Consider the following 26,680-nt stretch of genomic DNA (forward strand, 5'->3'; position numbering starts at 1 on the left):
TTAACCGAATAGGGGAGCCGTAGAGAAATCGAGTCTTAATAGGGCGTATAGTTGCTGGGTATAGACCCGAAACCGGGTGATCTATCCATGAGCAGGTTGAAGGTTGGGTAACACTAACTGGAGGACCGAACCCACTGTCGTTGAAAAGCCAGGGGATGACTTGTGGATAGGGGTGAAAGGCTAATCAAACTCGGTGATAGCTGGTTCTCCCCGAAAGCTATTTAGGTAGCGCCTCGGACGAATACCATTGGGGGTAGAGCACTGTTTCGGCTAGGGGGTCATCCCGACTTACCAAACCGATGCAAACTCCGAATACCAATGAGTACTATCCGGGAGACAGACTGCGGGTGCTAACGTCCGTAGTCAAGAGGAAAACAATCCAGACCGCCAGCTAAGGCCCCAAAATCATAGTTAAGTGGGAAACGATGTGGGAAGGCATAGACAGCTAGGAGGTTGGCTTAGAAGCAGCCACCCTTTAAAGAAAGCGTAATAGCTCACTAGTCGAGTCGGCCTGCGCGGAAGATGTAACGGGGCTAAAACTATGTGCCGAAGCTGCGGATTTGACATTAGTCAAGTGGTAGGGGAGCGTTCTGTAAGCCGAAGAAGGTGGATTGAGAAGTCTGCTGGAGGTATCAGAAGTGCGAATGCTGACGTGAGTAACGACAAAACGGGTGAAAAACCCGTTCGCTGAAAGACCAAGGGTTCCAGTCCAACGTTAATCGGGGCTGGGTGAGTCGACCCCTAAGGCGAGGCCGAGAGGCGTAGTCGATGGGAAATTGGTTAATATTCCAATACTTCAGTGTAATGCGATGAGAGGACGGAGAAGGTTAAGTCAGCCTGGCGTTGGTAGTCCAGGTGAAAGGAAGTAGGCATGCATCTTAGGCAAATCCGGGGTGCTCTATGCTGAGATCTGATAGCAAGCTGTACTTGTACAGTGAAGTGGCTGATACCCTGCTTCCAGGAAAAGTCTCTAAGCTTCAGTTACACTGGAATCGTACCCGAAACCGACACAGGTGGTCAGGTCGAGTAGACCAAAGCGCTTGAGAGAACTCTGCTGAAGGAACTAGGCAAAATGGTACCGTAACTTCGGGAGAAGGTACGCTGTTGATGGTGATAGGACTCGCTCCTTGAGCTGTCGACAGCCTCAGAAACCAGGCCGCTGCAACTGTTTATTAAAAACATAGCACTCTGCAAACACGAAAGTGGACGTATAGGGTGTGATGCCTGCCCGGTGCTGGAAGGTTAATTGATGGGGTTAGCGTAAGCGAAGCTCTTGATCGAAGCCCCAGTAAACGGCGGCCGTAACTATAACGGTCCTAAGGTAGCGAAATTCCTTGTCGGGTAAGTTCCGACCTGCACGAATGGCATAATGATGGCGGCGCTGTCTCCAGCAGAGGCTCAGTGAAATCGAATTCGCCGTGAAGATGCGGTGTACCCGCGGCTAGACGGAAAGACCCCGTGAACCTTTACTGCAGCTTGACATTGAACTTTGACCTTACTTGTGTAGGATAGGTGGGAGGCTTTGAAGCTGGGACGCTAGTCCCATTGGAGCCATCCTTGAAATACCACCCTGGTAATGTTGAGGTTCTAACTCTGCCCCGTAATCCGGGGCGAGGACCATGTCTGGTGGGTAGTTTGACTGGGGCGGTCTCCTCCTAAAGAGTAACGGAGGAGTACGAAGGTGCGCTCAGCGTGGTCGGAAATCACGCGTAGAGTATAAAGGCAAAAGCGCGCTTAACTGCGAGACCCACAAGTCGAGCAGGTACGAAAGTAGGTCTTAGTGATCCGGTGGTTCTGTATGGAAGGGCCATCGCTCAACGGATAAAAGGTACTCTGGGGATAACAGGCTGATACCGCCCAAGAGTTCATATCGACGGCGGTGTTTGGCACCTCGATGTCGGCTCATCTCATCCTGGGGCTGAAGCAGGTCCCAAGGGTATGGCTGTTCGCCATTTAAAGAGGTACGCGAGCTGGGTTTAGAACGTCGTGAGACAGTTCGGTCCCTATCTACCGTGGGCGCTGGAAATTTGAGAGGATCTGCTCCTAGTACGAGAGGACCAGAGTGGACGAACCTCTGGTGTACCGGTTGTGACGCCAGTCGCATCGCCGGGTAGCTATGTTCGGAAGGGATAACCGCTGAAAGCATCTAAGCGGGAAGCCTACCTCAAGATAAGATTTCCCCGAGGCTTTATGCCTCCTAAAGAGCCGTTGAAGACTACGACGTTGATAGGTTGGATGTGGAAGCATAGCGATATGTGAAGCTGACCAATACTAATTGCTCGTGAGGCTTGACTATACAACACCCAAACAGTTGGGGTTGTATGCTCAATCGATTCAAATCCAATCAGTCAATTCAGACTGATCTTGATTTAGTTAACGCTAAACAATAAAATTCAGACCCAATAGCCAACCTGTTAATAACTCATTTGGAACAAAGTAAGGCATTACATGCAAAAGCAGAGTAACTAAGACCCGAACAAGTCCATAAACAGTTGTGCTGGCGACCATAGCAAGAGTGAACCACCTGATCCCTTCCCGAACTCAGAAGTGAAACCTCTTCGCGCTGATGGTAGTGTGGGGTTACCCATGTGAGAGTAAGTCATCGCCAGCTCATTATTCTAAACACCCTCAACTAGCGTTGAGGGTGTTTTTTTATGAGGGGAAGAAAATATTAAGAAGAATAATCACATTTTATTGTGTTTAAAATAACAATAAACCCATAATTAATAAAATGTTTTAGACTAATGTTGAATTTTTATTTTTTGTGTTTTGTGTGAAAGTTACACAATCTACTTGAATAGCAAAAGTGGACATGGATGACTGATAAAAATGAAAGTCTTCACTGTAAAAATTGCTATTCAAGCTTACTGAAACACAAACTCACAGGAGGTGAGGAATGGCACATCAAGCAATTAACGTGAATGATGTCATCGATCACGCAAAATTCAAACCATTTCATTTCAATGTCGTGGCATGGTGTCTACTGATCATTTTATTTGATGGCTATGACTTGGCAATTAATGGGGTCGTTTTACCCTTATTGATGGATGAGTGGGGCTTGAGTGCTGTTCAGGCGGGGATGCTCGCGAGTACTGCATTGGCAGGTATGATGTTTGGCGCGATGATTTTTGGTTCTTTGGCCGATAAAATTGGTCGTAAGAAAGTCATCATGATCTGTATCGTTCTGTTTAGTGGTTTAACCTTTGCAGGTGGCTTCGCCTCTAATCCAACTGAGTTTGCGATTTTACGTTTCTTGGCGGGTTTAGGCATTGGTGGTGTAATGCCAAACCTTGTGGCCTTAACTTCTGAATATGCACCTAAAACCATGCGTAGCACCTTAGTGACTACTATGTTTAGTGGTTATGCTGTAGGTGGTGTAATGGCAGCCTTACTTGGCTCATGGTTTACCCCAAGTTTTGGCTGGGAAATCATGTTCTTTATTGCAGGTATCCCATTGTTTTTATTGCCTGTGATTTGGAAATTCTTGCCAGAATCTTTAACCTTTATTGTCAAAGAAAATAAGCAAGATCAAGCCCGTCCAATCGTAGCGCGTTTAGCACCAGATTTAAAAATTACCGAAGACACCACTTTTGAATTGTATCAGGTTGGTGTGCCTGAAGCTGCTAACGTGGTGAGCTTGTTCAAACGCGGTCGTGCAGTGAATACTTTATTGTTTTGGTTGGCGTTCTTTACCTGTTTATTAACCATGTATGCACTCAGCAGCTGGTTGCCAAAACTGATGATGGCGGCAGGCTATTCGATGGATAATAGCTTAATGTTCATGATGGTGATGAACGTGGGTGCAGTCGTTGGTATTGTGGGCGGTGGTATTTTGGCAGACCGTTTCCACTTAAAACCTGTATTGATGTTCTTGGGAATCATGGGCGCATTGGTGATGAGCCTCATGGGCTTCCAATCTAATCAATTCTTGCTTTACATCTTAGTGTTCTTGGCAGGTGCAGCATCTATTGGTTCACAAATGCTGTTGTATAGCTATGTGGCACAATATTACCCACTTGCAGTACGCTCAACAGGTATTGGTTGGTCATCTGCAATTGGTCGTATGGGTGCCATTGTAGGTCCAATCTTAATTGGCGGCTTATTGGGTATGAATTTACCTGCACACTTCAACTTTATCGCAGTAGGTTTGCCAGTGTTGATCACTGCAATTGCGGTTGCCTTGATTATGAGTGAAGATGAAGCTGAGCAAATTAAAGCAGGCAAAGCAGTTGCTGCCAAAGCTTAAACTTGTAATGTGCTAAGTTCAAAAGTCCTCAACCTTGTTTGGGGACTTTTTGATTATGGGGCGTGTAAATAGAAAGTGATGATAGATAAAGTTATATACTCAAGACACAGATAAAAAGAAACCCCATCATCCTGACGGGGTTTCTTTGTATTTCGTGTTTAGGTATAACTCCTGTCGTACCTCACGATCCTGGTGCTCAAACCTATTATTGTTGTTTTCTGTTTGGGAAACATCCTGTCTCCTTATGCTTTAAAGAATACCGTAAGCTCAAAATACTGCCTAGCCTCATTTTGCTTCAGTACATGTAAGCAAAAACTGACAAAGTGATGGATGATACTGATGCTGATTTTGAGCAAACGATAAAATACCGAGCTTATTTTGTCCATAAACAGGCGTATACTGATTGCGTGATTGGAGTAAATATGTCTGATTTAGCTGCAGCATCTCATGTTCAGTATGGTACTAAGCCGTTTAAAGCCATTCTTTTTTCGTTGTTTCTAGCGGGTTTCGCTTCTTTTTCGACCTTGTACTGTGTGCAACCGATGATGCCAATTTTGGCCGATTTTTTTACGGTTACACCAACCCAAAGTAGTTTCCCGCTGTCATTTTCTACTGTGGCTTTGGCGATAGGTTTGCTTTTCACAGGTTTTATTTCAGATCGTTTTGGGCGTAAACCTATTATGGTTTTGGCTTTATTTTTAGCTGCCATTTTATTAATTCTGAGTGCCTTACTTCCAATCTGGTCATTCTTTTTAACCACACGAATTTTTATTGGCATTGCTGTGAGTGGTGTAGCTGCGGTCGCCATGACCTATATTGGTGAAGAAATTCGACAGCAAGATATTGGTTTTGCTATGGGGCTGTATATTTCGGGTACGGCCATTGGTGGCATGGGTGGACGTTTAATTGCTGGGGTCTTGGTCGATTTTATTTCTTGGCAAGCGGCAACCTTAATTATTGGTAGTTTGAACTTACTGATTGCAATCACCTTTTATATGTTACTGCCCGCATCGAAAAATTTTACAGCGTATCCGATTCGCTTCTCGCGGTTTAGAGATGCTTTTGTTGCCAATTTGGCAGACCGTAAATTAAGAATCCTGTTTTTACAGGGCTTTTTGCTGATGGGCTGTTTCGTTAGTATTTTCAATTACATTAGCTATTATTTATTGGCTAAACCATTTGAGCTTTCTCAAGTTTGGATTGGGGTAATTTCAATTGCCTATTTGGCGGGTATTTACAGTTCACCACGCGCAGCAAGCTGGGGCAATCGTATTGGACGTGAACGTGTGTTGCCTATGGTGATTGTCCTAATGTTGATCGCATTATGGTTGATGTCGATTGCATATTTAGCCGTCGTATTGGCTGCATTGGTGCTATTTACCTTTGCTTTTTTTGCCGCACATTCTACTGCCAGTAGTTGGGTGTCGATTCAAGCACTGCAGTATCGTGCAGTGGGATCATCATTATATTTATTTAGTTACTACATGGGTTCGAGTTTGCTCGGTAGTGGTAGCGGTCTGATTTGGGAACAATGGGGCTGGTCAGGTCTGACATGGGTGATGACTGCGGTCTTGGGTGTGGCGCTTTATGGCGCGTGGCGCTTAAAGCTCAAACCAGTGGAGATACGATAAGCGTTCAGGATTATTGCTTTCAGCGGATCCGTTTATGCTTTTCTTATTAAGATACAAAAGTATTTAAGGCATAAAAATAGCTTAGGGTCTGATGCCATTTCATAAATGGCTTGCGCTGTCGGCTAAAACTGAGCAGATCAGGCATGAAACGCAGGGAATAGTGGGTCTATTTCCAAGTTTCATAACGCAATCTGAGAAAGTTTTAGCCACAGCCTTTCAGGACAAGCATATTTTTTGCTGCTATTGCGTTATGAGTCAGTCATTTAGAATGACTAAATTTCCTGCCTCATGCCTTATATCAGCTAAAAAATATGCGTTGTCGCAAACATAGATGAAGTGTCAACAGACCCTATTGATTTTGTGTGTTTTTTAATCAAGCAAGATGAATGGAATTCATGCTAAAATAGTCGGCTTTCATCTTTGATCGACTTTTGATCTTCCACTTCCCAGCCGAGAATTGCAAGCCATGTCTACTGCTTATACTGCTCAGACCGCACCCAAAGCGTTGTTTGATTACGACAAATATTGGGCGTCATGTTTTGAGCCTGCGCCATTTTTGCCGATGTCACGCGAAGAAATGGATCAGCTCGGTTGGGATGCCTGCGATTTTATTTTGGTTTGTGGTGATGCTTATATTGATCATCCCTCTTTTGTATCGGGCGTGATTGGTCGTGTGCTTGAGGCGCAGGGCTTTCGTGTCGGGATCATCGCCCAACCAGACTGGACCAATGTGGAATCTTTTCGGGTACTAGGGAAGCCGACCATTGCTTGGGGTGTTACCGCGGGCAATATGGACTCGATGATCAACCGCTATACCGCAGACCGTAAAATCCGTTCTGATGATGCTTATTCGCCAGACAATCAGCCGAATAAACGTCCTGACCGTGCAGCTACGGTGTACTGTCAGCGTTGTCGTGAAGCCTTTCCAGATGTGCCTGTTTTACTTGGCGGGATTGAAGGCTCGTTGCGTCGTATTGCACATTATGATTATTGGTCGGATAAAGTTCGTCGCTCGATTTTAATGGATTCTAAAGCCGACTTATTGATGTACGGCAATGGCGAGCGTTCGATTATTGAAGTGATGCACCGTTTGGCCAAAGGTGAAAAAATCCACGAAATTACAGATGTACGTGGTACAGCATTTATTATCAATAAACATAACCGTGCGTCTAAATCCAAATTTGTTGAAATTGCATCTAATGATGTAGATAGCGTGGGCCGTGTCGATCCAATCATCAACCCTTATGTGATGACCGAAGATTTAGACGGTTGTGAGATTGAAAAAGATAAGGGCAACAACCTCGCGCAATATCAAAATTTCCAGAAAGATGTAGTCAGCAATCCAATTGTTCGTGAAGGTGATCAGCTAGATGCAGATACCCAGATTGTGCAATTGCAGCCTGCTTCAAAAGCAATTAAACACAAATTACCCCCACGTGAATTGGCAGTGATTCGTTTACCCTCTTTTGAAGAGGTGGTGAATGATCCTGTGCTGTATGCGCATGCTAACCGTATTTTGCATTTAGAAACTAACCCGGGCAATGCGCGTGCTTTGGTGCAAAAGCATGGTGAACGTGATGTGTGGTTGAATGCACCGCCTATTCCGTTGACTACGGAAGAAATGGACTATGTATTCGATTTACCGTATGCACGTTTGCCGCATCCATCTTATGGCAATGCACGTTTCCCTGCTTTTGATATGATCAAGTTTTCGGTCAATATCATGCGTGGTTGTTTTGGTGGCTGTACTTTCTGTTCGATTACCGAACACGAAGGACGAATTATCCAAAACCGTTCTGAAGAATCCATTTTGCGTGAAGTTGAAAAAATTCGAGATACTGCGCCTGGCTTTACGGGCATTATTTCAGACTTGGGTGGCCCGACTGCAAATATGTACCGTTTGCATTGTAAAGACCCTGAAATTGAAAAGAATTGTCGTAAACCCTCTTGTGTATTCCCGGGCGTATGTCAAAACTTACATACCGATCATGCACCTTTAACTCAGTTGTATCGTAAAGCACGGGAACTAAAAGGCATTAAAAAAATTCTGATTGGTTCAGGTTTGCGGTATGACTTGGCGGTGTTGAACCCTGAATATGTACGTGAATTGGTGACGCATCATGTGGGCGGTTATTTAAAAATTGCACCAGAGCATACCGAAAAAGGTCCATTATCTAAGATGATGAAACCGGGTATTGGTACGTATGACCGCTTTAAACAAATGTTTGATCGTTTCAGTAAAGAGGCGGGCAAAGAGCAATATTTAATTCCGTACTTTATTGCCGCGCATCCGGGAACGACCGATTACGACATGATGAATTTGGCGTTGTGGCTGAAAAAGAATGGTTTCCGTGCCGATCAGGTGCAGACCTTCTATCCATCGCCAATGGCAACCGCTTCGACCATGTATTACACGGGTAAAAACCCACTGGCCAAAGTGGCGCGTTATACCGAAAATGTGGATATTGTCAAAGGCGAAAAACGTCGTCGTTTGCATAAAGCTTTCTTACGTTACCATGATCCAAACAACTGGCCGTTGTTGCGTGAAGCCTTAAAAGAAATGGGACGTGCAGATTTAATCGGAAACTCTAAACAGCACCTGATTCCAACCTATCAGCCGCAAGGCACAGATGGACAGTATCAAACGGCACGTAAGAAAAACTCGACTGTCGCGGGTGATTCACAAAAACGTACGGGGCAAAGTGGTAATCGTGCTCAGAACAGTAATCGTCCGAAGAAAGGGCAAATATTGACTCAGCACACAGGTTTGCCGCCACGTGAAACAGGTGAAAAACGTCCATTTTCACACAAAAAATCTAAGCCAAAATCGAAAGCTTAGTACTTGAAGTTAAGATCCATCAAAAGGCGCTGCAGCGCCTTTTTTGTTTGCTTTTCATTTCATCGGAATTGTCCGACAATCGAATCTGTTAAGCATTGCTTTGTTATTTTTTTGCATGCTATACAGTATTCGTATCTAATGATAAAAACACGCTTAGATGCTACAGCACTTAGACAAAAGGCGGGCTTGTGAAACAAAATTTCTGTTTCTATGATGGTTTTGTCAATGTTTCATGTAGTTTCTTAAATGGAACGTTTAAATATAAAAGCGTGTTATATACTGATTTGATGAAAAAATCGGCATGAAGCCGAAACAACTATAAAAAATGATTTTAAGGATTGAATGATGACCATTTATATTTTGATTGGGGTTTTGATACTGATTTTCTTTCTCTTGATGGCGGTTAAGGGCTTGGAAAATAGAGAAAAACCTCAGGACAGTGCACTAAAGCAACGTGCAATTTTTAACTTAAATGAACAGCTGACGTATACACGTTTGCAGGAAATTTTACCTCAACATATCATCTTGGCGCATGTGTCTTTTGATGCCTTGCTGACCACGAAATTTTCACGTACTCGACATAAATACCGCAATATGATGGCCGATTTTGTGGTGTTGGATGCCAATCATCAAGTTGTTGCAATTGTGGCTTTAGATGATTTGTTGATGTTGAAACGTAGCCGCAATGCACAATACCAAGATGAATTGCTGCGTTTGGCGGGTTATAAAGTGCTGCGTTATGAAGATGTGCCTGAATATCACGAATTACGCGAAGCTTTTGGGCAGTCATCGTCATCTTATGCAGATTTAGATGATTTGGATACTGCCTTAAAGAAGTATGATTTTTTAGCGCATTCTGTACGCCATAAAGTGAAGGTATTAGGCTAAACGCTTGCCGCTAAAGTCACTAGATAGACAATATGAATCAGCATGTCGCCATGACATGCTGATTTTTTTAATTGGCTGTGACTCTTGATTTAATCGTGTCTATTTTACGTTGGGTTGCTATTCAGGTTTGACTGCAACCACAGTCATCTCAACCAAAACGTCAGGATGGTATAACTTGGCTTCTACGCAGGTACGCGGTAAAGCTTGTATATCTGCCACCCAAGCATCCCAAACTTGATTCATTGCGGCATAATCGCGCTCAATGTTTTTTAGAAAAATCATCACCGACATGATGTGGCTTTTATCTGTACCCGCATCTGCCAATAAACGATCAATCAGGGCAAGTGTTTGTTGGGTTTGCCCCTCAATATCTTGTTGTGTGTCTTCTGCCAGTTGCCCTGCCAAATGGACTAAATTTCCCGAAATTGCAATTTCAGAATAACGTTTTTGGATATGTAGACGTTGAACAGCCATTGGGTGTGATCCTCGCGCCAAGCGATTGGGTATAAAAAGCGTGAGGTATTATAGAGGCAGGCAAGCACGTGGAAAATATGCAGGCAGCAGTCTGCTTAAAATAAAAAGTAGTTGAATGGAAAATACGAGGAAAAGAGAGATGCGGTATTAAAGCGGCGAAGTGCCAAGCGCAGAGTTGTCCTGTAATCTTCGGATTTGATCGTCACGCCAATCACAGGACAAGTATGCCAAAAGTAATGGTGATTTTTGACATCTCAGCGTATGTACGGATAAATACATCGCGCGCATAGATTACTCTAAAAAGCACAACTGTGAAGGGTAAATTGTCTTATTTTTATTCTTTTGGCTGAAATTTATACAAAAGTTGGCTTTAGTATTCATCGGCAAGTATTGGCTAGGTATGTTTTATGTAGAGCGGGAAGTTTACCGCTTTAAAATCCGTGATATTTATGAGTTGTGATATTTACAGCAAAGATAGTTGTGCTTGCTCATCGGCAGGGCTGAGTTGATACAGACCGACCCCAATTAAACGGAATTGATCCTGTGCGGGAATATGCATTTCGTGAAGCAAAAGCTGCAGGACTTTTTCAAGATCATTTTTAGTTTCAAGAGGCTGTTTAAAACTTTTGCTATGTTGTAAGACCTGAAAATTTTTGAGTTTCAATTTGGCCGATACGCCACGTGCAACATATTGTTTTTTCACTAAACTATGCCAAACCTGATCAATCAAGCTAGACCAGTAAGCTGCACATTCGGCTAAGTTTAAGTCATCATCAAAGGTGATTTCTTTGGAAATTTGCTGGCGCTCACGTTCTGCCTGCACAGGACGTTCATCAATCCCTTGGGCAAATAAAAACAGGCGTTTTCCATATTTGCCAAAATGATGAATCAACAGGTTTTCTTCAATGTGTTGCAAATCGCCTAAGGTATTTAAATTCAAGCTTTTTAATTTTTCCTGCGTGACTTTACCTACGCCTGGAATTTTCTTTAAGGGTAAGTCCTGAATAAACTGCTGCACTTGACTGGGTTTAATCACGCAAATGCCATTGGGTTTATGCCAGTCCGAAGCAATTTTGGCTAAAAATTTATTCGGTGCGACACCTGCCGAGGCCGTTAAACCTGTACTTTGAAAAATATCTGCCCGAATCCGCATTGCGACTTCAGTTGCGCTTGGAATACCTTGTAAATTTTCGGTGACATCTAAATAAGCTTCATCTAAAGACAAGGGTTCAATAAGTGGTGTATAACGCTGAAAAATCTGATGAATTTGTGTGGAAACCTCACGATAGAGTGCAAAATTGGGTTCGAGTACCACCACCTGCGGGCAGCGTTTGCGGGCTTGTGCCATCGACATGGCAGAACGTAAACCAAACTCACGCGCAGGGTAAGATGCCGCAGCAATCACAGCTCGAGGATGATGCGAAGCAATCACCACAGGTAAATGCTGCAATTCAGGACGACTGCGCAGCTCAACAGAGGCATAAAAGGCATCCATATCAATATGAATGATTTTCCGCATGGCACAAACTAGATGAAGCGTTTAGATTTCAACAGTATCGCATGTTTAGGAAGTCGGTTGTAGCATCGGAGCAAGCGGATAAGGCGTGTTGCTATTCAGCAAAATCACCTGTGTCGATTGCTGTTCTGCATAGTCGATCAAACGCTGTAAACTCCGTGGGCTATGGTCGGCAATGCGGGGCAAAAACTCTAAAGGGCGCGCTAAAGGCTGGAAAAAATTATCCCAATGAATTGGAATCACGACACGAGGGCGCAACGTTCCCACAGTTTCATCTAAATAATGCTGTTGAAAAGCAACCGATTGTTTAGAGAGCTGTGCAATCCCTAAAAATAAAGTATCTACCTGCAAGTGTTGTAATTGTTTAGAAATCGCGCCTGTACTGGCTTTGACTAAAATGTTCTGTTCAGGATGCTGAATGTAATAATCAAAACTGCCGCCTTCTTTAAATTCATAAAAACGGGCAGGTAAGGACAATGGTTGTTGAATTTGTTCACCTAAATCATTATTCACAGCGGTGGCAGGGGTATGCTGTGATGGAATAGCCGTAATCTTAAACTTTCCAATCTGTATTGGTTGGGCAGGATTGACAAGGCTTAATCGAGATTCAGGAATGGCAGCACCACGGGCAATGTTCAAACTACTTTCTGAACCGATGATTTGACTGTGTTTGAGTTGCTGCGCCAAAAATGGCAAATCTAGCGTGTGATCATAATGCGAATGGGTGATCAAAATCGCACGTGTGCGTTGTAATTGATGCTGTTGAATCAACTTGTGCAATAAGGCTGGTTGGCTGTCTAACTTGTTCCACATGACTTGTGCAAGAGAGGGGCGACTAAAAAATCCATCAATCAGAATTTGGTTTTCACCATCATCAAACAATAGGGTAGATACGCCAAAATAATGTACTTTTAAGTTGGCATTTGCGGTTTTTGTTGAATATTGCCATGCGGAAAATTGTTCTAGTTTGCCTGCGGGTTGTAATAGGTAAAGCAGTGCGAATCCTGCACAAATGCTGAGCGTAAGCGCAGCCCAAAGCAGCCCTTTCATAATTTTCATGACGGTACTTTTTTATTGTGATGCAGCTATCTTGTTATTTTTTCTGGTTCGGTTCAAGTCTTGTGGGTTGAATTGCGTTGTCTGTTAAAAAATGCTGCCATTGTTTGGTATTGCCATAAAAAACATTTAGGTCGACTGGGGTGTGAATACCTTTTATTTGACCCTGATTGGTATGTTGCCAAAACAACCATTTTGGCTGACCTGCCAGTTGTGGTTTACCCTGATATTCTCTGACCCATAGAGGGGTTTGCTTGAAACTTTCAGTCAATACCATATTGTAAAAGGCTTTGGATACATAAAAAATCGGTTGTTTTTCATAATGTTGATATAGCGCATCATGCATGATTTGAATTTCGCGCAGTAACTGTTCTTTGCTATAGGTATTAATGCAGTTGCTGTCATACTCCAAGTCAATCACGGGGGGCAAACTGTCGGTTTTTTTGGGAACAGTTGCAATAAAGTTTTCTGCCTGAATTGTGCCATCACGGCATAAGCGATAAAAATGATAGGCTCCGACCAAAAAACCATGTTCACGGGCTTTGAGCCAGTTATCCTGAAATTTACGGTCTTTAAAATCGCCTCCTTCGGTGGCTTTTAAATAGACAAAGGCATATTTTTGTGGGGAAATTTTATGCCACTGAACATCGCCTTGATGATGTGACACGTCAAATCCTTGAATCGGATATTCTTCGGTTGCCGCAGGTTGTTGGCGCAACACACCCAAATACAATAAAACCGCCAAAACAGCACTGCCAAGCATCGCAATGGTCATACGATAGTGCGGTGTAAAAGCTGAGTTTTTAGCTTGATTGGACGGTTTGCGCATGTTGAAAAAGCTTCGCGGAGCAAAGTCATATCATAACGTGCAGTGCGGTGTAGCACCATGCGCTTTCGGTAATGGCGTTTTAAACAGCCGTGTGTTTGGGGATATTCCAAAACACTAAAAATGCCAAAATATTTAATACACCCAAACAAATTAAAGTGGCATGAAAGGCACTGACTAACTGTCCTGCGCCGTAATAGGCACTAAACATATTCACCAAAGTACCTGCCAATGCCACGCCAATACTCATCGACAGCATCATAATCATGGATAAAAAACTATTGCCGCTGCTGGCATCTTGTTGAGGTAAATCTTTGAGTGTAAAGGTATTCATACCCACAAACTGCAATGAATTAAGCACCCCAAATATAAAAAAATGCAAGGCACGTAACCAAGTCGCAGTTTCAGCAGTGGTCAGCGCAAAACTAGCAATACACGCCCCGACCAATAACGTATTGGTCAGTAAAAACTGCCGATAGCCAAAACGTTGAATTAAAGGCCGAATAATTGGTTTAGATACCAAAGAACCGAGCACAGTCGGAATCATCATCAAACCTGTGATAAATGGTTCAAAACCAAAAGCCACCTGTAGCATGATTGGCATGATAAAAGGCATGGCATTGCCCCCGAAGCGGGCAAAAAAGTTACCTAAAATACCAATGGCATATAAGCGATTTTTAAATAAATCGCTGCGAAATAAGGCATTTTGATGAGTATGGGCATGGCGGGCATAGCATGCTGCGGCAATACCGCCAGCCAAGATTAACGCTAAATTCCAAAGCAGATTATGTTGTGGGTTGGCAAAATTTTCGATGCCTAAAGATAAGCCCGCCATCGCCACAACTAATAGGATAAACCCGAGAAAATCAAAGTTTTTAACTTCAGTTTCAGTCACATTTGGCATGGCTTTGATACAAATCCAACAGCCCAAGATGCCCATAGGAATATTGATCAGGAAAATCCAGTGCCACGTGGCGACTTCGACCAACCAGCCACCCAGCGTTGGGCCAATTAAGGGGCCAATCAACCCTGCCAGACTCATCAGGCTCATGGCAGATAAAAACTGGGTGCGTGGAATAATTTTTAACATCGCCAAGCGCCCGACAGGCAAGAGCAATGCGCCACCAATACCTTGAATCACCCGATAAAACAGTAATTCATTCAGACTCGCTGCTGCAGCACAACCCAAAGAGGCAAGGGTAAAAATGATAATCGCTGCAAAATAGGTATTGCGTACCCCAAAACGATCTGCCAGCCATCCACTTAATGGAATACACGCTGCCACCGAGAGCACATACGCCACCACAACACTGTGCATCCGCAGCGGGTCTTCCTGCAGGCTATTCGCCATTGCAGGGATTGCTGTATTCACAATGGTGGTGTCGAGCGCCTGCATAAAAAAGCCAATTGAAACCAGAAATACCAAAAGACGGTATTCAGGATGCAGGGCTTGATGGGTCGGTGTTTGGTTCATAACTCGGCAAAATGGACATTTGGTCTAGTTTAAACCATTTTGCAATCTAGCGGACTGCATCTGCAAAAGTATGAAAAGTGTTTGAAAATTCAAGTAAATGCCATGAAATTGTCATCTATTTGTCACCGATTATTCACTTTGAGTTTGTAAGTTGGGTGCATTTAGAAAAATGATGAGTAATTTATGAAAACGAAAATTTCTGCATTAATGTTGGCTTTATTGTCTGTGGGGATGGTGGGCTGTAATGATAATAATGATCCTATTCCTGTAAAAGAAGAAGTTGTTGAAGCAACACCTACAACAATTAGTTTGGAGCGTTTAGGGGAATACGATGCACAAATTTTTGGTGCGAGTGCTGCGGAAATTCCTGCTTATGATGCTGAAAGCAAACGTTTATTTGTAGTCAATGCGAAAAATGGCGTGGTCGATGTACTGGATTTAAGCAACCCAAGTGCACCTGTTAAGCTGAACAGCTTGGATGCCAAGACTCATTTAGCGAATTCTGAAGTCAATAGTGTCGCGGTACATCAAGGTATTGTCGCTTTAGCTGTTCAGGCAACACCTAAAACTGATAAAGGCATCGTGGCATTTTTTAAAGCCAAAGACCTGAGCTTTATCAGCAAAGTTGAAGTCGGTGCATTGCCTGATATGTTGACTTTTACCCCAGATGGTAAAAAAGTTTTGGTTGCCAATTAAGGTGAGCCAAATGAAGGCTATGCGATTGATCCAGAAGGTTCGATCAGTATTATTAATCTGACTGATATTAACAAGCCTACTGTAAAAACTGCAGATTTTCAGGCATGGAATACACGTAAGCAGGAATTGCTTGATGCGGGCGTGCGTATTTTTGGGCCAAATGCGACTGTCGCACAAGATTTAGAGCCTGAATATATTGCGGTGAGTGACGATGGTAAAACTGCTTGGGCAAGTCTACAAGAAAACAATGCTATTGCTGTGATTGATTTGATTCAAGACCAAGTGGTCGATATTTTCCCATTGGGTTATAAAAACTTTGGCTTAGCTGCAAATGCTTTAGATGCAGGTGATCGTGATTGTGTTGTTGGTAAGCAAGACTATAACGGTAAAACGATTACAGCCTGTGCTAAAAATGAGGGGATGATTAATATTCAAGCTTGGCCAGGCTTATATGGCATGTATATGCCAGATGCAATTGCGCAATATCAAGCCAATGGACAAAGCTACTTGGTCACTGCCAATGAAGGTGATGCGCGTGAATGGTTGGTTGATGAAGACTTATATTTTGGTACGGATGAAATAACTCAGGGTTATGCAGAAGAAATTCGTGTTAAACACTTATTCAATAATAAAGGCTTCAGTACCATGGGCGATTATGCAGCGCATTTACGTCTATTAAAGTCAGGGGTTAAAGGCGCAAAGCTTGATTCAAACGTATTTAAAGCATGTACCACTACAGATGCCAATGAAGTTTGTGCAGATAATTTAATTAAAGATTCACAATTGGGTCGTTTGACGATTACTTGGACGCAAGGTTACAAGAAAGATACAAATGGTGAGCCTGTGCTAGACAGCGATGGTTTCATGACCTATGACAAACTATATGCTTATGGTGGCCGCTCGTTCAGTATTGTAGATCCTAAAACCAAAAAAATTGTTTGGGACTCAAAAAATGACTTTGAACGTAAAGCTGCTGAATTATTTCCAGAATACTTTAATACCAATCATGAAAAATTAAGTATAGATGATCGTAGTGACAATAAAGGCCCTGAGCCTGAAGGCATTGCTTTAGGTAAAATTGGTCAAAAAACTTTTGCCTTTATTGGGTTGGAGCGTATGGGTGGCATTATGGTGTATGACATTACCCAGCCGACACAAGCATCTTTTGTTGAGTATTTTAATGATCGTAAGTTTGGTGAAACCCGTACATCTTTCGATGCAGAAGGTAATGAGGTTACCGTTGAAAATTCAAATCTCGGCCCCGAAGGTTTGATCTTTATTGCAGCCAAAGACTCGCCTAACGGCAAGCCACTGTTGGTTGTAGGTAATGAAGTCAGCGGAACTACTGCTGTGTACCAAATCAAACTCAACTAACAGCATTGCAAAATTAGAAATCTATTAAAGCGAGTCACCGACTCGCTTTCACTTTTATTGCTATTTCATGCACCTAAAGAAGTTCAACCTACAAAATGACGTGGAGAATCCAAATTCTTTAAGGCATTAATAATTTTGTGGGAGTGGTTACACACGATCAGTTTAGCGCGGTGCTGTGGTGGTAAAAAACCTTCGTGTACCGCATGATCTAATTGCTGAATCAGAGCATCATAAAAGCCATTCACATTATATAAAATCATCGGTTTTTGGTGCTGATTCAATTGCCCCCAAGTGGCAATTTCCAAAATTTCTTCAAAAGTACCCAAGCCACCTGGCAACGCCACAAAGGCACTGGCAAGATCTGCCATCATCGCCTTACGCTCATGCATGCTTTTGACTACGTGTAACTCGGTTAAATTACTGTGGGCAATTTCATAATCCAGCATAAATTCAGGAATTACTCCCACCGCTTGCCCACCATGTTGCACAACGGTGTCGGCAACCAAACCCATTAATCCAATACTCGCACCGCCGTAGACCATACCAAAGCCTTGCTCGGCCAGTTTTCTTGCCAGTTGTACTGCTTTTTCCTGATAAATCGGGTTATTGCCAGAGCGCGAACCACAGTACAGTGCCACCAAAGGTTGAGAGGTTTGAGGAGATGGATTATTGATATATTGGGTCATTCTTAATTCGCTATTCATTTATTTTCTTCACCATAGCATGTTCTTTTTGTTGGCTCTAGCTTAGTGCTCAAATATGACAAACCCGTCAGTATGCAGTGTTCAATTTGCAAAGATTTGTGAAAGTGCTGCATTGACGTGGATGATGTCGCAAAAAGGGGATGAATCTGAGCGCAAACTTTCCTATACTCAAAGCTTGTCTGACAACTATAGAATCGTCATGGACAGTGGCAGTAGTCGCACCGAACGAATATTTTTAAATTACATGCTGTGCCAACTAGAGCAAGCAAACTTATCTTTTCAGTGTCATTGCCGTATGGCACTTATGACCCATGATATTCAGGAGAAGAGCACATGATCTTTGAATGGATGTCTGACCCCGCAGCGTGGGTTGGGTTATTGACCCTGATCGTACTCGAAATTGTATTAGGCATTGATAACTTGGTGTTTATTGCCATTTTGGCAGAAAAGTTACCGCCAGAACAACGCAATACGGCACGGGTGGTGGGCTTGCTTCTCGCCTTGGGGATGCGCCTGATTTTACTCGCCTCTATCGCGTGGGTCGTCACTCTGACCCAACCTCTGTTCCATATTTTTGAACATCCTTTCTCTGGACGTGACCTGATCTTACTGTTCGGTGGTGTGTTCCTATTGTTTAAAGGCACCATGGAACTGCGCGAACGCATTGAAGGCAAACCTGCACTAAAAGAAGAAAACCCTGTGCATGCGACTTTCTGGATGGTGATTGTGCAGATTGTAGTGCTAGATGCAGTGTTCTCACTCGACAGCGTGATTACTGCTGTGGGCATGGTGCAGCATTTATCGGTCATGATGATTGCGGTGATCATTGCGATAGGCATTATGTTGTGGGCCTCTAAAGCGCTCATGGACTTTGTCAATAAGCATCCTACCGTGGTGATTCTATGCCTGTGCTTCCTGATGATGATTGGTTTCTCATTGGTGGTGGAAGGCTTTGGCTATCACATTCCAAAAGGCTATTTATATGCCGCCATCGGCTTCTCGGTGATGATTGAATTCCTGAACCAAACCATCCGCAGAAATCAGGAAAAAACCGTGACCACCACCGATTTACGCTACCGTACTGCTTCGGCTGTGATGCGGATGTTAGGTGGCAAAAGTCAAAATACGACAGAAAGCAGTCATATCAACGAAGATGTTTTGGCTACCCGCGCCTTTGCTGATGAAGTCTTTGATGCTGAAAATGGCGTCTATCACAGCGTGATGGTACAAGGAGTGTTGGGCTTATCTGAGCGTCCTGTAAAGTCGGTGATGACGCCACGCCCTGAATTGGAATGGATTGATTTAGACGAAGATGATGCTTCAATTCGCAGCCAATTATTAAGTATGACCCATTCACGAGTGATTGTGGCACGTGGTGAACTGGACAATATTTCAGGCATTGTCTTAACCCATAAAGTTATGAATCAATACATTGAAACAGGTGTACTGGACTTTGAAACACATTTGCGTGAACCCGTAATTGTGCATGAAAATGCCCAAGTTTTGATGGTGATGGAGCAATTGCGTCAAGCACCGCTGCAAATGGCGATTGTGCTGAATGAATACGGCTCGATTGAAGGCGTTGCCACACCTATTGATATTCTGGAAGCAATTGCAGGTGAATTCCCAGATGAAGATGCACTCGAAGCCAGTGCTGAAAGTTTGGAAGATGGCACATTATTGCTAGATGGTTCCATTGATATTCGCCACGTATCTTTATTATTAGGTCGTGATTTGGTGGATGAAAGCGAGCAATATTCAACTTTATCAGGCTATATTTTATTCCATTTGGGACGTTTGCCTGAAAATGGTGAGAAATTGCTTTCCGATGGTTATGTTTTTGAAATTGTGACCATGGATGGACATAAAATTGAAAAAGTGCATTTGATTCAGCAGGAATCTTCAAGCGCATCATAAACTGAACGCCAAACTGCATTTCAGTCTTGTGCTTCCGCTAAAATAGCCTGCATTGTCAGGCTGTTTTGGGGCTGTTGCCATTGCAAATATAGACGAAGTGTCAACAGACCCTATTATTGATTTAAATTTCTGGAATTTTCTATGCATCACTTGGCATGTCCGTGCGGGCAAGGCGATTATCAATACTGCTGCCAACCTTTACATGTGGGGCAGGCACATGCAGAAACCGCGAGCCAACTCATGCGTTCACGCTATAGCGCTTTTGCCTTGCAACAAATTGATTATATTGTGCAAACTACTGCGCTAGGACAACAGGCAAGTTTGGATGTTGACGCAATTGCAGATTGGAGCAAGTCGAATCAATGGTTAAAGCTCGAAGTGCTGAATAGCAATGAAAAGCTAGATAAAAGCCATGCCCAAGTTGAATTTAAAGCCCATTACCACGATGCCAAGCAGACGCAAATTCACCATGAAATTTCCCATTTTGTGCAACATCAGGCCCGTTGGTATTTTCTAGATCCGACCACAGGGCAACAGCCGACTATGAAACAGCCGTGTATTTGTGGTTCGGGTAAAAAATTTAAGCAATGTTGTGCGCAATTTTTATAACTTTATCTTGGTTTTTCGCTTATTATAACGCGCATCTATTGGCCTAGTGAAAGAAGGGCAAGTCCATGTTGTTGTTGGTCATTTACTTAATCGCGATTACCGCAGAAGCGATGACAGGCGCATTGTCTGCAGGGCGTCGTAGCATGGATTGGTTTGGTGTCACCTTAATTGCCTGTGTCACCGCATTGGGTGGTGGTTCGGTGCGAGATGTGTTATTAGGGCATTATCCACTGACTTGGGTCAAACATCCTGAATATTTGGTGCTGACCTGTATTGCAGCTTTTATCACCATTTTAATTGCCAAATGGATGCGTCATTTACGTTCCATTTTCTTGGTGCTCGATGCTTTAGGCTTAATTGGCTTCACTATTATTGGTTGTCAAATTGCTTTGGAAATGGGGCATGGCTTTGTGGTGTCTGCCGTTGCAGGCGTCTTAACAGGTGTGTCAGGTGGGATTCTGCGTGATATTCTGTGTAACGATGTGCCTTTAGTGTTCCGCCGTGAGCTATATGCCAGTATTTCTTTTGTGTCCGTGATTTGCTATTGGTTGTGTATCGAAATCGGTTTGTCGCTTGAATTGACCGTGATCTCAACACTTGTTTTTGGTTTTACTTTGCGTTTGATTGCGATTTATTTTGGCTTAGAAATGCCTAAATTTATTTATCAGGACGATGATGAACATTCAGCATCCTCTAAAGATGAAACCTAATTGGTTATAAGAATTGTATTGAATATCTAAATAGAAGCGAACCGATCACCAGATCGGTTTTTTAATGCTATCCACATCCTGTCAATTCATAGTATAAAAATACAACAGCAGTTGTGTTTTAGCCCATATCCTTTTAGCCAACTTAAAGAGTGTGTTATGGATTTAGTTTCGCGTGTGCAACGTCTACCCATTGGAAAATTCCACTATAGCCTACTGGTGGTGATTGGTCTGGGCTGGATGTTTGATGCCATGGATACAGGACTGATCTCCTTTATTTTGGCAAAAATGGCAGAAGACTGGAGCATGACCCCTGCCGAAAAAGGCATGGTGGTGTCAATTGGCTTTGTCGGAATGGCCATTGGGGCAGTCTTTTCAGGTGGTCTGGCCGATAAAATTGGACGTAAAACTGTATTTGCCACCACCTTGGTGATTTACAGTCTAGCTACTGCCGCTTGTGCCTTTGCACCGAATTTAACTTGGTTACTGGTCTTTCGCTTTATTGTCGGTTTAGGTTTGGGCGGGCAGCTTCCCGTAGCGGTGACGTTGGTCAGTGAATACATTCCTGCGCATGTGCGTGGGCGCTTTATTGTATTGCTGGAAAGTTTTTGGGGCTTGGGGTGGTTATGTGCGGCATTGGTTTCTTATTTTGTGATTCCAAAATTTGATTGGCATACAGCATTTTTAATCGGTGGTTTGCCTGCCTTATATGCCTTGGTTATCTGGAAAAAAGTCCCTGAATCTATCCCATATCTGATCAATCGTGGTCGCATTGCCGAAGCACACGCACTGGTACAAAAGTTTGAGCGTCAATGTGGAGTTGAGGTCATTGAACAGATTGAAGTTCAGCCTGTTGCCGCCAAACAGCATATTTCTTTTACCCAACTGTGGTCGGGGCCATTTGCACGCCGTAGTTTAATGCTGTGGCTGATTTGGTTTGGCATTGTCTATTCCTATTATGGCATTTTCACTTGGTTGCCTAGTCTGTTGGTGCAGCAAGGCTACAGCATCGTACAGTCATTTGAATATGTGTTGGGCATGATTTTGGCGCAATTACCCGGTTATATTGCAGCTGCTTGGCTGGTCGAAAAATTAGGGCGCAAAGCCACACTAGCTGGTTTTATTAGCATGTGTGCCGTATCGGCTTATTTCTTTGGTCAGGCCGACAGTGTAGCGATGATCATGTTCTGGGGTTGTTTGATGTCGTTCTTCAACTTGGGCGCATGGGGTGTGCTATACACTTATACTCCTGAACAATATCCAACCAATATTCGTGCTTTTGGTTCAGGTTGGGCCTCGGCGATTGGGCGTATGGGCGGTATTATCGCCCCAATGGTGGTCACACACATGATGGTCATGCAAAATGGCTTTAGTTATGTCTTTATGATGTTTACAGCGGTTTTATTGGCCGTTGCTTTGGTGATTGTGGTGTTAGGTGAAGAAACCAAAGGCAGAACTTTAGAGTCGATAGGTTTGTAAAATAACCACCAGCCATCGTATATTTTGCATTGCTGTTTTTTATAAAATGAATATTTTTACGGCATAAGACACAAATTGTCGCAGAGCATCCTTACTAGCCCTTGTGCAGGATGCTGCTGCGGCATAGCATAAGCCGATTGATACAAAAACAAATGATTTAGGACGACAGGTTTTATGACAAGCCTTGCGCATCATGCAACAGAAAACCGTTCCGTAGCAGAATTTACTGAACGTGCATACCTTAACTATGCCATGTACGTGATTATGGATCGTGCATTACCCCATATCAGCGATGGTTTGAAACCTGTACAACGCCGTATTGTGTACGCCATGAGTGAGCTTGGACTCAAGCACAGCGGCAAACCGAAAAAATCGGCCCGTACCGTAGGGGATGTATTGGGTAAATACCATCCACATGGTGATTCTGCTTGTTATGAAGCTATGGTGTTGATGGCGCAGCCGTTCAGTTATCGTTACCCATTTATTGAAGGGCAGGGCAACTGGGGGTCACCCGATGATCCTAAATCCTTTGCCGCCATGCGTTATACCGAAGCCAAACTATCGCAATATAGTGAAGTACTTTTGGCGGAATTGGGGCAAGGTACTTGTGATTGGCAAGATAACTTTGATGGCTCATTAAAAGAACCTGTCAATTTGCCTGCGCGTGTACCGAATATTTTGCTTAACGGCACCACAGGTATTGCCGTGGGAATGGCGACCGATATTCCACCGCATAACTTGCGTGAAGTGGTGAAAGGCACAATTGCCCTGATTCGTAACCCAAATTTAACCGACGAAAAAGTTGCAGAATATATTCCTGCACCAGATTTACCGACTAAAGCTGAAATTATTACCCCACCTGAAGAATTGCTGAAAATGCAAAGTACAGGTCGTGGTAGTTACCGTATGCGTGCGGTGTACAGCATCGAAAAAAATGAAATCGTGATTACCGAATTGCCGTATCAGGTTTCGGGTTCAAAAATCATTACCCAAATTGCCGATCAAATGCAGGCGAAAAAACTGCCGTTGGTGAGCGATGTGCGTGATGAATCTGACCATCAAAACCCAACCCGTTTGGTGATTGTACTCCGTTCTAACCGTATTGATGCCGAAGCGGTGATGAGTCACTTGTTTGCCACGACCGATTTAGAATCGAGCTATCGTGTCAATATGAACATGATTGGCGCAGATGGTCGTCCGCAGGTGAAATCGATTCGTCGTATTTTGCTGGAATGGATTGAGATTCGTAAAAATACCGTCACACGTCGTTTGCAATATCATCTTAATAAAATCGAAAAGCGACTGCACATTTTGGCAGGTTTGCTGATTGCCTATTTAGATATTGATACCGTGATTCGGATTATTCGTGAAGAAGATCATCCTAAAGCCGAGTTGATGGCGCATTTTGGTATTGATGAAATTCAGGCCGAAGCCATTTTGGAGTTAAAGCTACGCCATTTAGCTAAGCTTGAAGAAATGGAAATTCGCCGTGAACAAGAAGAATTAGAAGCACGTGCTGCCATTATTCGTGAACAATTGGCGAATCCTGAATCATTGAAAAACTTAATTATCAGTGAGTTGAAAGAAGACGCGAAAAAATTTGGTGATGATCGTCGTTCACCGATTGTATTGCGTGCCGAAGCGACTGCAATTAATGAACAAGATATGCTACCTGCCGACCCTGTGACGGTGGTGTTGTCTGAAGCAGGCTGGATTCGTTGTGCCAAAGGGCATGAGGTCGATGCGGAAAATCTAAATTTCCGTGCGGGTGATCAATATCTCAGTCATGCACAAGGCAAATCCAATCAGCGCGTCTATATTTTAGATGATACGGGACGCAGTTATGCGTTGCCAATTAATAGCCTGCCTTCGGCACGTGGCTTGGGCGAACCATTAAGTTCAAAACTTGCTCCTGCCAGTGGTGTTGGCTTTAAACAATTGCTGATTGCCGATGATGAGACTGAAATTCTAGCAGCCAGCAGCAAAGGTTACGGCTTTAAAACGCAGGCCAAACAGTTAGATACCAGTGCCAAAGCAGGTAAAGCATTCCTGTCTTTGCCTGAACAATCGACAGTGATGAACTTGCAAATGATTGAACACGCGAGTCATGTTGCACTGCTCAGTTCAGCAGGGCGTTTACTGGTGATTGAACTGTCAGAATTGCCAATTTTGAACAAAGGTAAAGGTAATAAATTGATACAACTTGAAGAAAAAGATCAGTTGGTGTCTATGTTACCTTTAAATTTAGATGAAGCAATTCAAGTATTTGCAGGACAGCAACAACTCAAACTCAAAGGCGACGATTTGCTGAAGTATGTGGCGAAGCGCGGCACGAAAGGTCATCTCTTACCACGCGGTTACCAAAAAGCAAATAAACTGTTAATTCAAAGATAATACTAGCGTTTTTTAAGCAAAATACGTTATATATGGTTTATATTCGTGAAAATGGATGCAATACGGGACATAAACAAGCAAAGAACGACGTCCTGTATTGAGAAAAACAGTTTAAAACTAAGGATTATTGATTGGAGAAATTGGCATTATGGAAAAGATTTGGTTTGCTGAATACCAAAAGACAGGGATTCCAGAAACTGTAGAACTGCCTGCAGAAAATACGTCACTCGTAGACATTTTTGAACGTAATTTCCAAAAATTTGGTTCACGTGATGCCTTTATCTTTATGGATAAGGTTTTAAGCTTTAGTGAACTAGAAGAAGCTAGCCGTAAATTTGCAACTTATTTACAAAGTTTAGGTTTGGCACCTGGCTCGCGTGTTGCGGTGATGATGCCGAACGTACTTCAATATCCTGTGGTTGCACTGGGGGTGTTCCGCGCAGGTTTAGTTTTGGTGAACGTGAATCCACTTTATACTTCGCGTGAGTTAGAGCATCAATTAAATGACTCTGGTTCTGAAGTTTTAGTGATTATTGAAAACTTTGCATCCGTTTATCAGGCGATTATTGGTAAAACCCCTGTGAAGCATGTTGTTGTTGCTTCTGTGGGCGATATGCTAGGTGCATTAAAAGGCACGTTGGTGAATTTTGTTTTACGTTCAGTGCGTAAGCAAATTCCTGCATGGAACATTCCGGGTCACGTTAAATTTAACGCAGCAATGTCTAAAGTAAGCCCAAGCAACTACAAACGCCCAAGCTTAACTTTAAGTGATACGGCTGTGTTGCAATACACGGGTGGTACAACAGGTGTATCTAAGGGTGCAGAATTAACACACCGCAACCTTGTGGCAAACATGCTGCAATGTGATGGTATTTTCCAGAGTAAATTCGGTGCGCAAGATGGTCAGCCAGATGACCGTATTTTCTGTGCATTGCCGCTATATCACATCTTTGCATTCATGGTGTGTGCACTTTACGGCATGTATAAAGGTCAGGCCAACGTATTAATTCCAAACCCGCGTGACTTACCTGCGGTAATGAAAGAATTGCGTAAATATCAGCCGACATTCTTCCCTGCAGTAAACACGTTATTCAATGCGTTAGTGAACAATGAAGAGTTTAAACAGCTTGATCACAGCAAATTGAAAATGGCGATGGGCGGGGGTATGGCAGTATTACCATCAACTGCTGAAGCATGGAAAAAAGTGACAGGCACTAACATCATTGAAGGTTATGGCTTGTCTGAAACTTCGCCAGTTGCAACGGCAAACCCGCCTGCATCTGAAGAATTCACTGGCACAATTGGTATTCCATTACCATTAACTGAAGTGGCTATTTTGGATGATGACGGCAATGAAGTTGCACTGGGTGAGCAAGGTGAAATTTCAATCCGTGGTCCACAAGTCATGAAAGGCTATTGGAACCGTCCAGATGAAACTGACAAAGTGATGATTAATGGTTTCTTCCGTACAGGTGACATTGGTGTCATGGATTCACGTGGCTATGTGAAAATTGTAGACCGTAAAAAAGACATGATTTTGGTATCAGGCTTTAACGTGTATCCATCTGAAATTGAAGAAGTGATTGCGAAGCATCCGAAAGTATTGGAAGTGGCAGCCATTGGTGTACCAGATGAAAAATCAGGTGAAGTGCCAAAACTGTTTGTGGTGAAAAAAGATCCATCATTAACCACAGAAGAAGTATTAGCATTCGCTAAAGAGAACTTAACTGGCTATAAACGCCCGCGTTATGTGGAGTTTATGGATGAATTGCCAAAATCGAACGTAGGCAAAATCTTGCGTAAAGATTTGCGTAAAACTGCGTAATTCATTCTGCTTTGAAATAAAAACG

Annotated in this window: 16 protein-coding genes, 2 rRNA genes and 1 pseudogene; 13 read left to right on the forward strand and 6 right to left on the reverse strand. The window is 43.2% G+C overall.

Going from position 1 to position 26,680, the window contains the following annotated elements; all coding sequences use genetic code 11:
- From F947_RS10930 to F947_RS10955, 6 genes are all read left to right on the forward strand, one after another.
- A 23S ribosomal RNA gene (locus F947_RS10930) occupies nt 1-2,296 on the forward strand; the annotation flags it as partial.
- Nucleotides 2,297-2,496: 200 nt separating this feature from the next.
- Nucleotides 2,497-2,611 (forward strand): 5S ribosomal RNA (gene rrf / locus F947_RS10935).
- Between the two features lie 285 nt (nt 2,612-2,896).
- Complete coding sequence (locus F947_RS10940; RefSeq protein ID WP_004975611.1) at nt 2,897-4,246, forward strand: MFS transporter; 1,350 nt, start codon at nt 2,897-2,899, stop codon at nt 4,244-4,246.
- A gap of 422 nt (nt 4,247-4,668) precedes the next feature.
- Complete coding sequence (locus F947_RS10945) at nt 4,669-5,877, forward strand: MFS transporter (RefSeq protein ID WP_004975612.1); 1,209 nt, start codon at nt 4,669-4,671, stop codon at nt 5,875-5,877.
- A gap of 466 nt (nt 5,878-6,343) precedes the next feature.
- On the forward strand, nt 6,344-8,716 hold the full coding sequence (locus tag F947_RS10950) for a YgiQ family radical SAM protein (RefSeq protein ID WP_004975613.1): 2,373 nt from the start codon (nt 6,344-6,346) through the stop codon (nt 8,714-8,716).
- A 345-nt stretch (nt 8,717-9,061) separates the two neighbouring features.
- Nucleotides 9,062-9,604: a DUF2726 domain-containing protein gene (locus tag F947_RS10955; RefSeq protein WP_004975614.1), complete on the forward strand. Its 543-nt coding sequence runs from the start codon at nt 9,062-9,064 to the stop codon at nt 9,602-9,604.
- Nucleotides 9,605-9,721: 117 nt separating this feature from the next.
- Here the strand turns inward: F947_RS10955 and F947_RS10960 are convergent, their stop codons facing one another.
- The 5 genes from F947_RS10960 to mdtD all read right to left on the reverse strand — a co-directional run bounded on the left by F947_RS10960 (nt 9,722) and on the right by mdtD (nt 14,950).
- Nucleotides 9,722-10,078, reverse strand: coding sequence for a RidA family protein (locus F947_RS10960; RefSeq protein ID WP_004975615.1), 357 nt, complete (start codon nt 10,076-10,078; stop codon nt 9,722-9,724).
- Between the two features lie 463 nt (nt 10,079-10,541).
- A complete protein-coding gene (gene dinB, locus F947_RS10965; protein WP_004975616.1) occupies nt 10,542-11,597 on the reverse strand; it encodes a DNA polymerase IV in 1,056 nt (351 codons plus the stop codon).
- A 45-nt stretch (nt 11,598-11,642) separates the two neighbouring features.
- Nucleotides 11,643-12,653 (reverse strand): MBL fold metallo-hydrolase, encoded by a 1,011-nt coding sequence (locus F947_RS10970; protein WP_004975617.1) that lies wholly within the window; start codon nt 12,651-12,653, stop codon nt 11,643-11,645.
- Nucleotides 12,654-12,687: 34 nt separating this feature from the next.
- Nucleotides 12,688-13,425, reverse strand: coding sequence for a glycoside hydrolase family 25 protein (locus F947_RS10975; protein WP_410468203.1), 738 nt, complete (start codon nt 13,423-13,425; stop codon nt 12,688-12,690).
- Between the two features lie 133 nt (nt 13,426-13,558).
- A complete protein-coding gene (mdtD, locus tag F947_RS10980) occupies nt 13,559-14,950 on the reverse strand; it encodes a multidrug transporter subunit MdtD (protein ID WP_004975619.1) in 1,392 nt (463 codons plus the stop codon).
- 183 nt (nt 14,951-15,133) lie between these two features.
- On the opposite strand from mdtD, the pseudogene F947_RS10985 reads away from it, so the two are divergent.
- Nucleotides 15,134-17,020, forward strand: a pseudogene (locus F947_RS10985) (choice-of-anchor I family protein).
- A gap of 83 nt (nt 17,021-17,103) precedes the next feature.
- On the opposite strand, the gene F947_RS10990 reads toward F947_RS10985, so the two are convergent.
- Nucleotides 17,104-17,724 carry an LOG family protein gene (locus tag F947_RS10990; RefSeq protein ID WP_004975624.1) on the reverse strand — a complete coding sequence of 207 codons (621 nt, stop codon included), beginning with the start codon at nt 17,722-17,724 and terminating at the stop codon, nt 17,104-17,106.
- 333 nt (nt 17,725-18,057) lie between these two features.
- Here F947_RS10990 and F947_RS11000 point away from each other — a divergent pair, with 333 nt between their 5' ends.
- The 6 genes from F947_RS11000 (at nt 18,058) to F947_RS11025 (ending at nt 26,655) form a co-directional block, all read left to right on the forward strand.
- On the forward strand, nt 18,058-19,641 hold the full coding sequence (locus tag F947_RS11000) for a TerC family protein (protein ID WP_004975629.1): 1,584 nt from the start codon (nt 18,058-18,060) through the stop codon (nt 19,639-19,641).
- A 141-nt stretch (nt 19,642-19,782) separates the two neighbouring features.
- Nucleotides 19,783-20,250: a YchJ family protein gene (locus tag F947_RS11005; RefSeq protein WP_004975636.1), complete on the forward strand. Its 468-nt coding sequence runs from the start codon at nt 19,783-19,785 to the stop codon at nt 20,248-20,250.
- A 65-nt stretch (nt 20,251-20,315) separates the two neighbouring features.
- Nucleotides 20,316-20,960, forward strand: coding sequence for a trimeric intracellular cation channel family protein (locus F947_RS11010; RefSeq protein WP_004975638.1), 645 nt, complete (start codon nt 20,316-20,318; stop codon nt 20,958-20,960).
- Between the two features lie 156 nt (nt 20,961-21,116).
- The gene (gene niaP / locus F947_RS11015) at nt 21,117-22,436 is read left to right on the forward strand and encodes a niacin transporter NiaP (protein WP_004975640.1); all 1,320 of its coding nucleotides are present in this window, start codon (nt 21,117-21,119) and stop codon (nt 22,434-22,436) included.
- Between the two features lie 174 nt (nt 22,437-22,610).
- Nucleotides 22,611-24,830: a DNA topoisomerase IV subunit A gene (parC, locus tag F947_RS11020; RefSeq protein WP_004975642.1), complete on the forward strand. Its 2,220-nt coding sequence runs from the start codon at nt 22,611-22,613 to the stop codon at nt 24,828-24,830.
- A 148-nt stretch (nt 24,831-24,978) separates the two neighbouring features.
- The gene (locus F947_RS11025; protein ID WP_004975645.1) at nt 24,979-26,655 is read left to right on the forward strand and encodes a long-chain-fatty-acid--CoA ligase; all 1,677 of its coding nucleotides are present in this window, start codon (nt 24,979-24,981) and stop codon (nt 26,653-26,655) included.
- The last annotated feature ends 25 nt before the right edge of the window (nt 26,656-26,680 follow it).

It is taken from the genome of Acinetobacter towneri DSM 14962 = CIP 107472 (genome assembly GCF_000368785.1).
GTDB lineage: Bacteria > Pseudomonadota > Gammaproteobacteria > Pseudomonadales > Moraxellaceae > Acinetobacter > Acinetobacter towneri.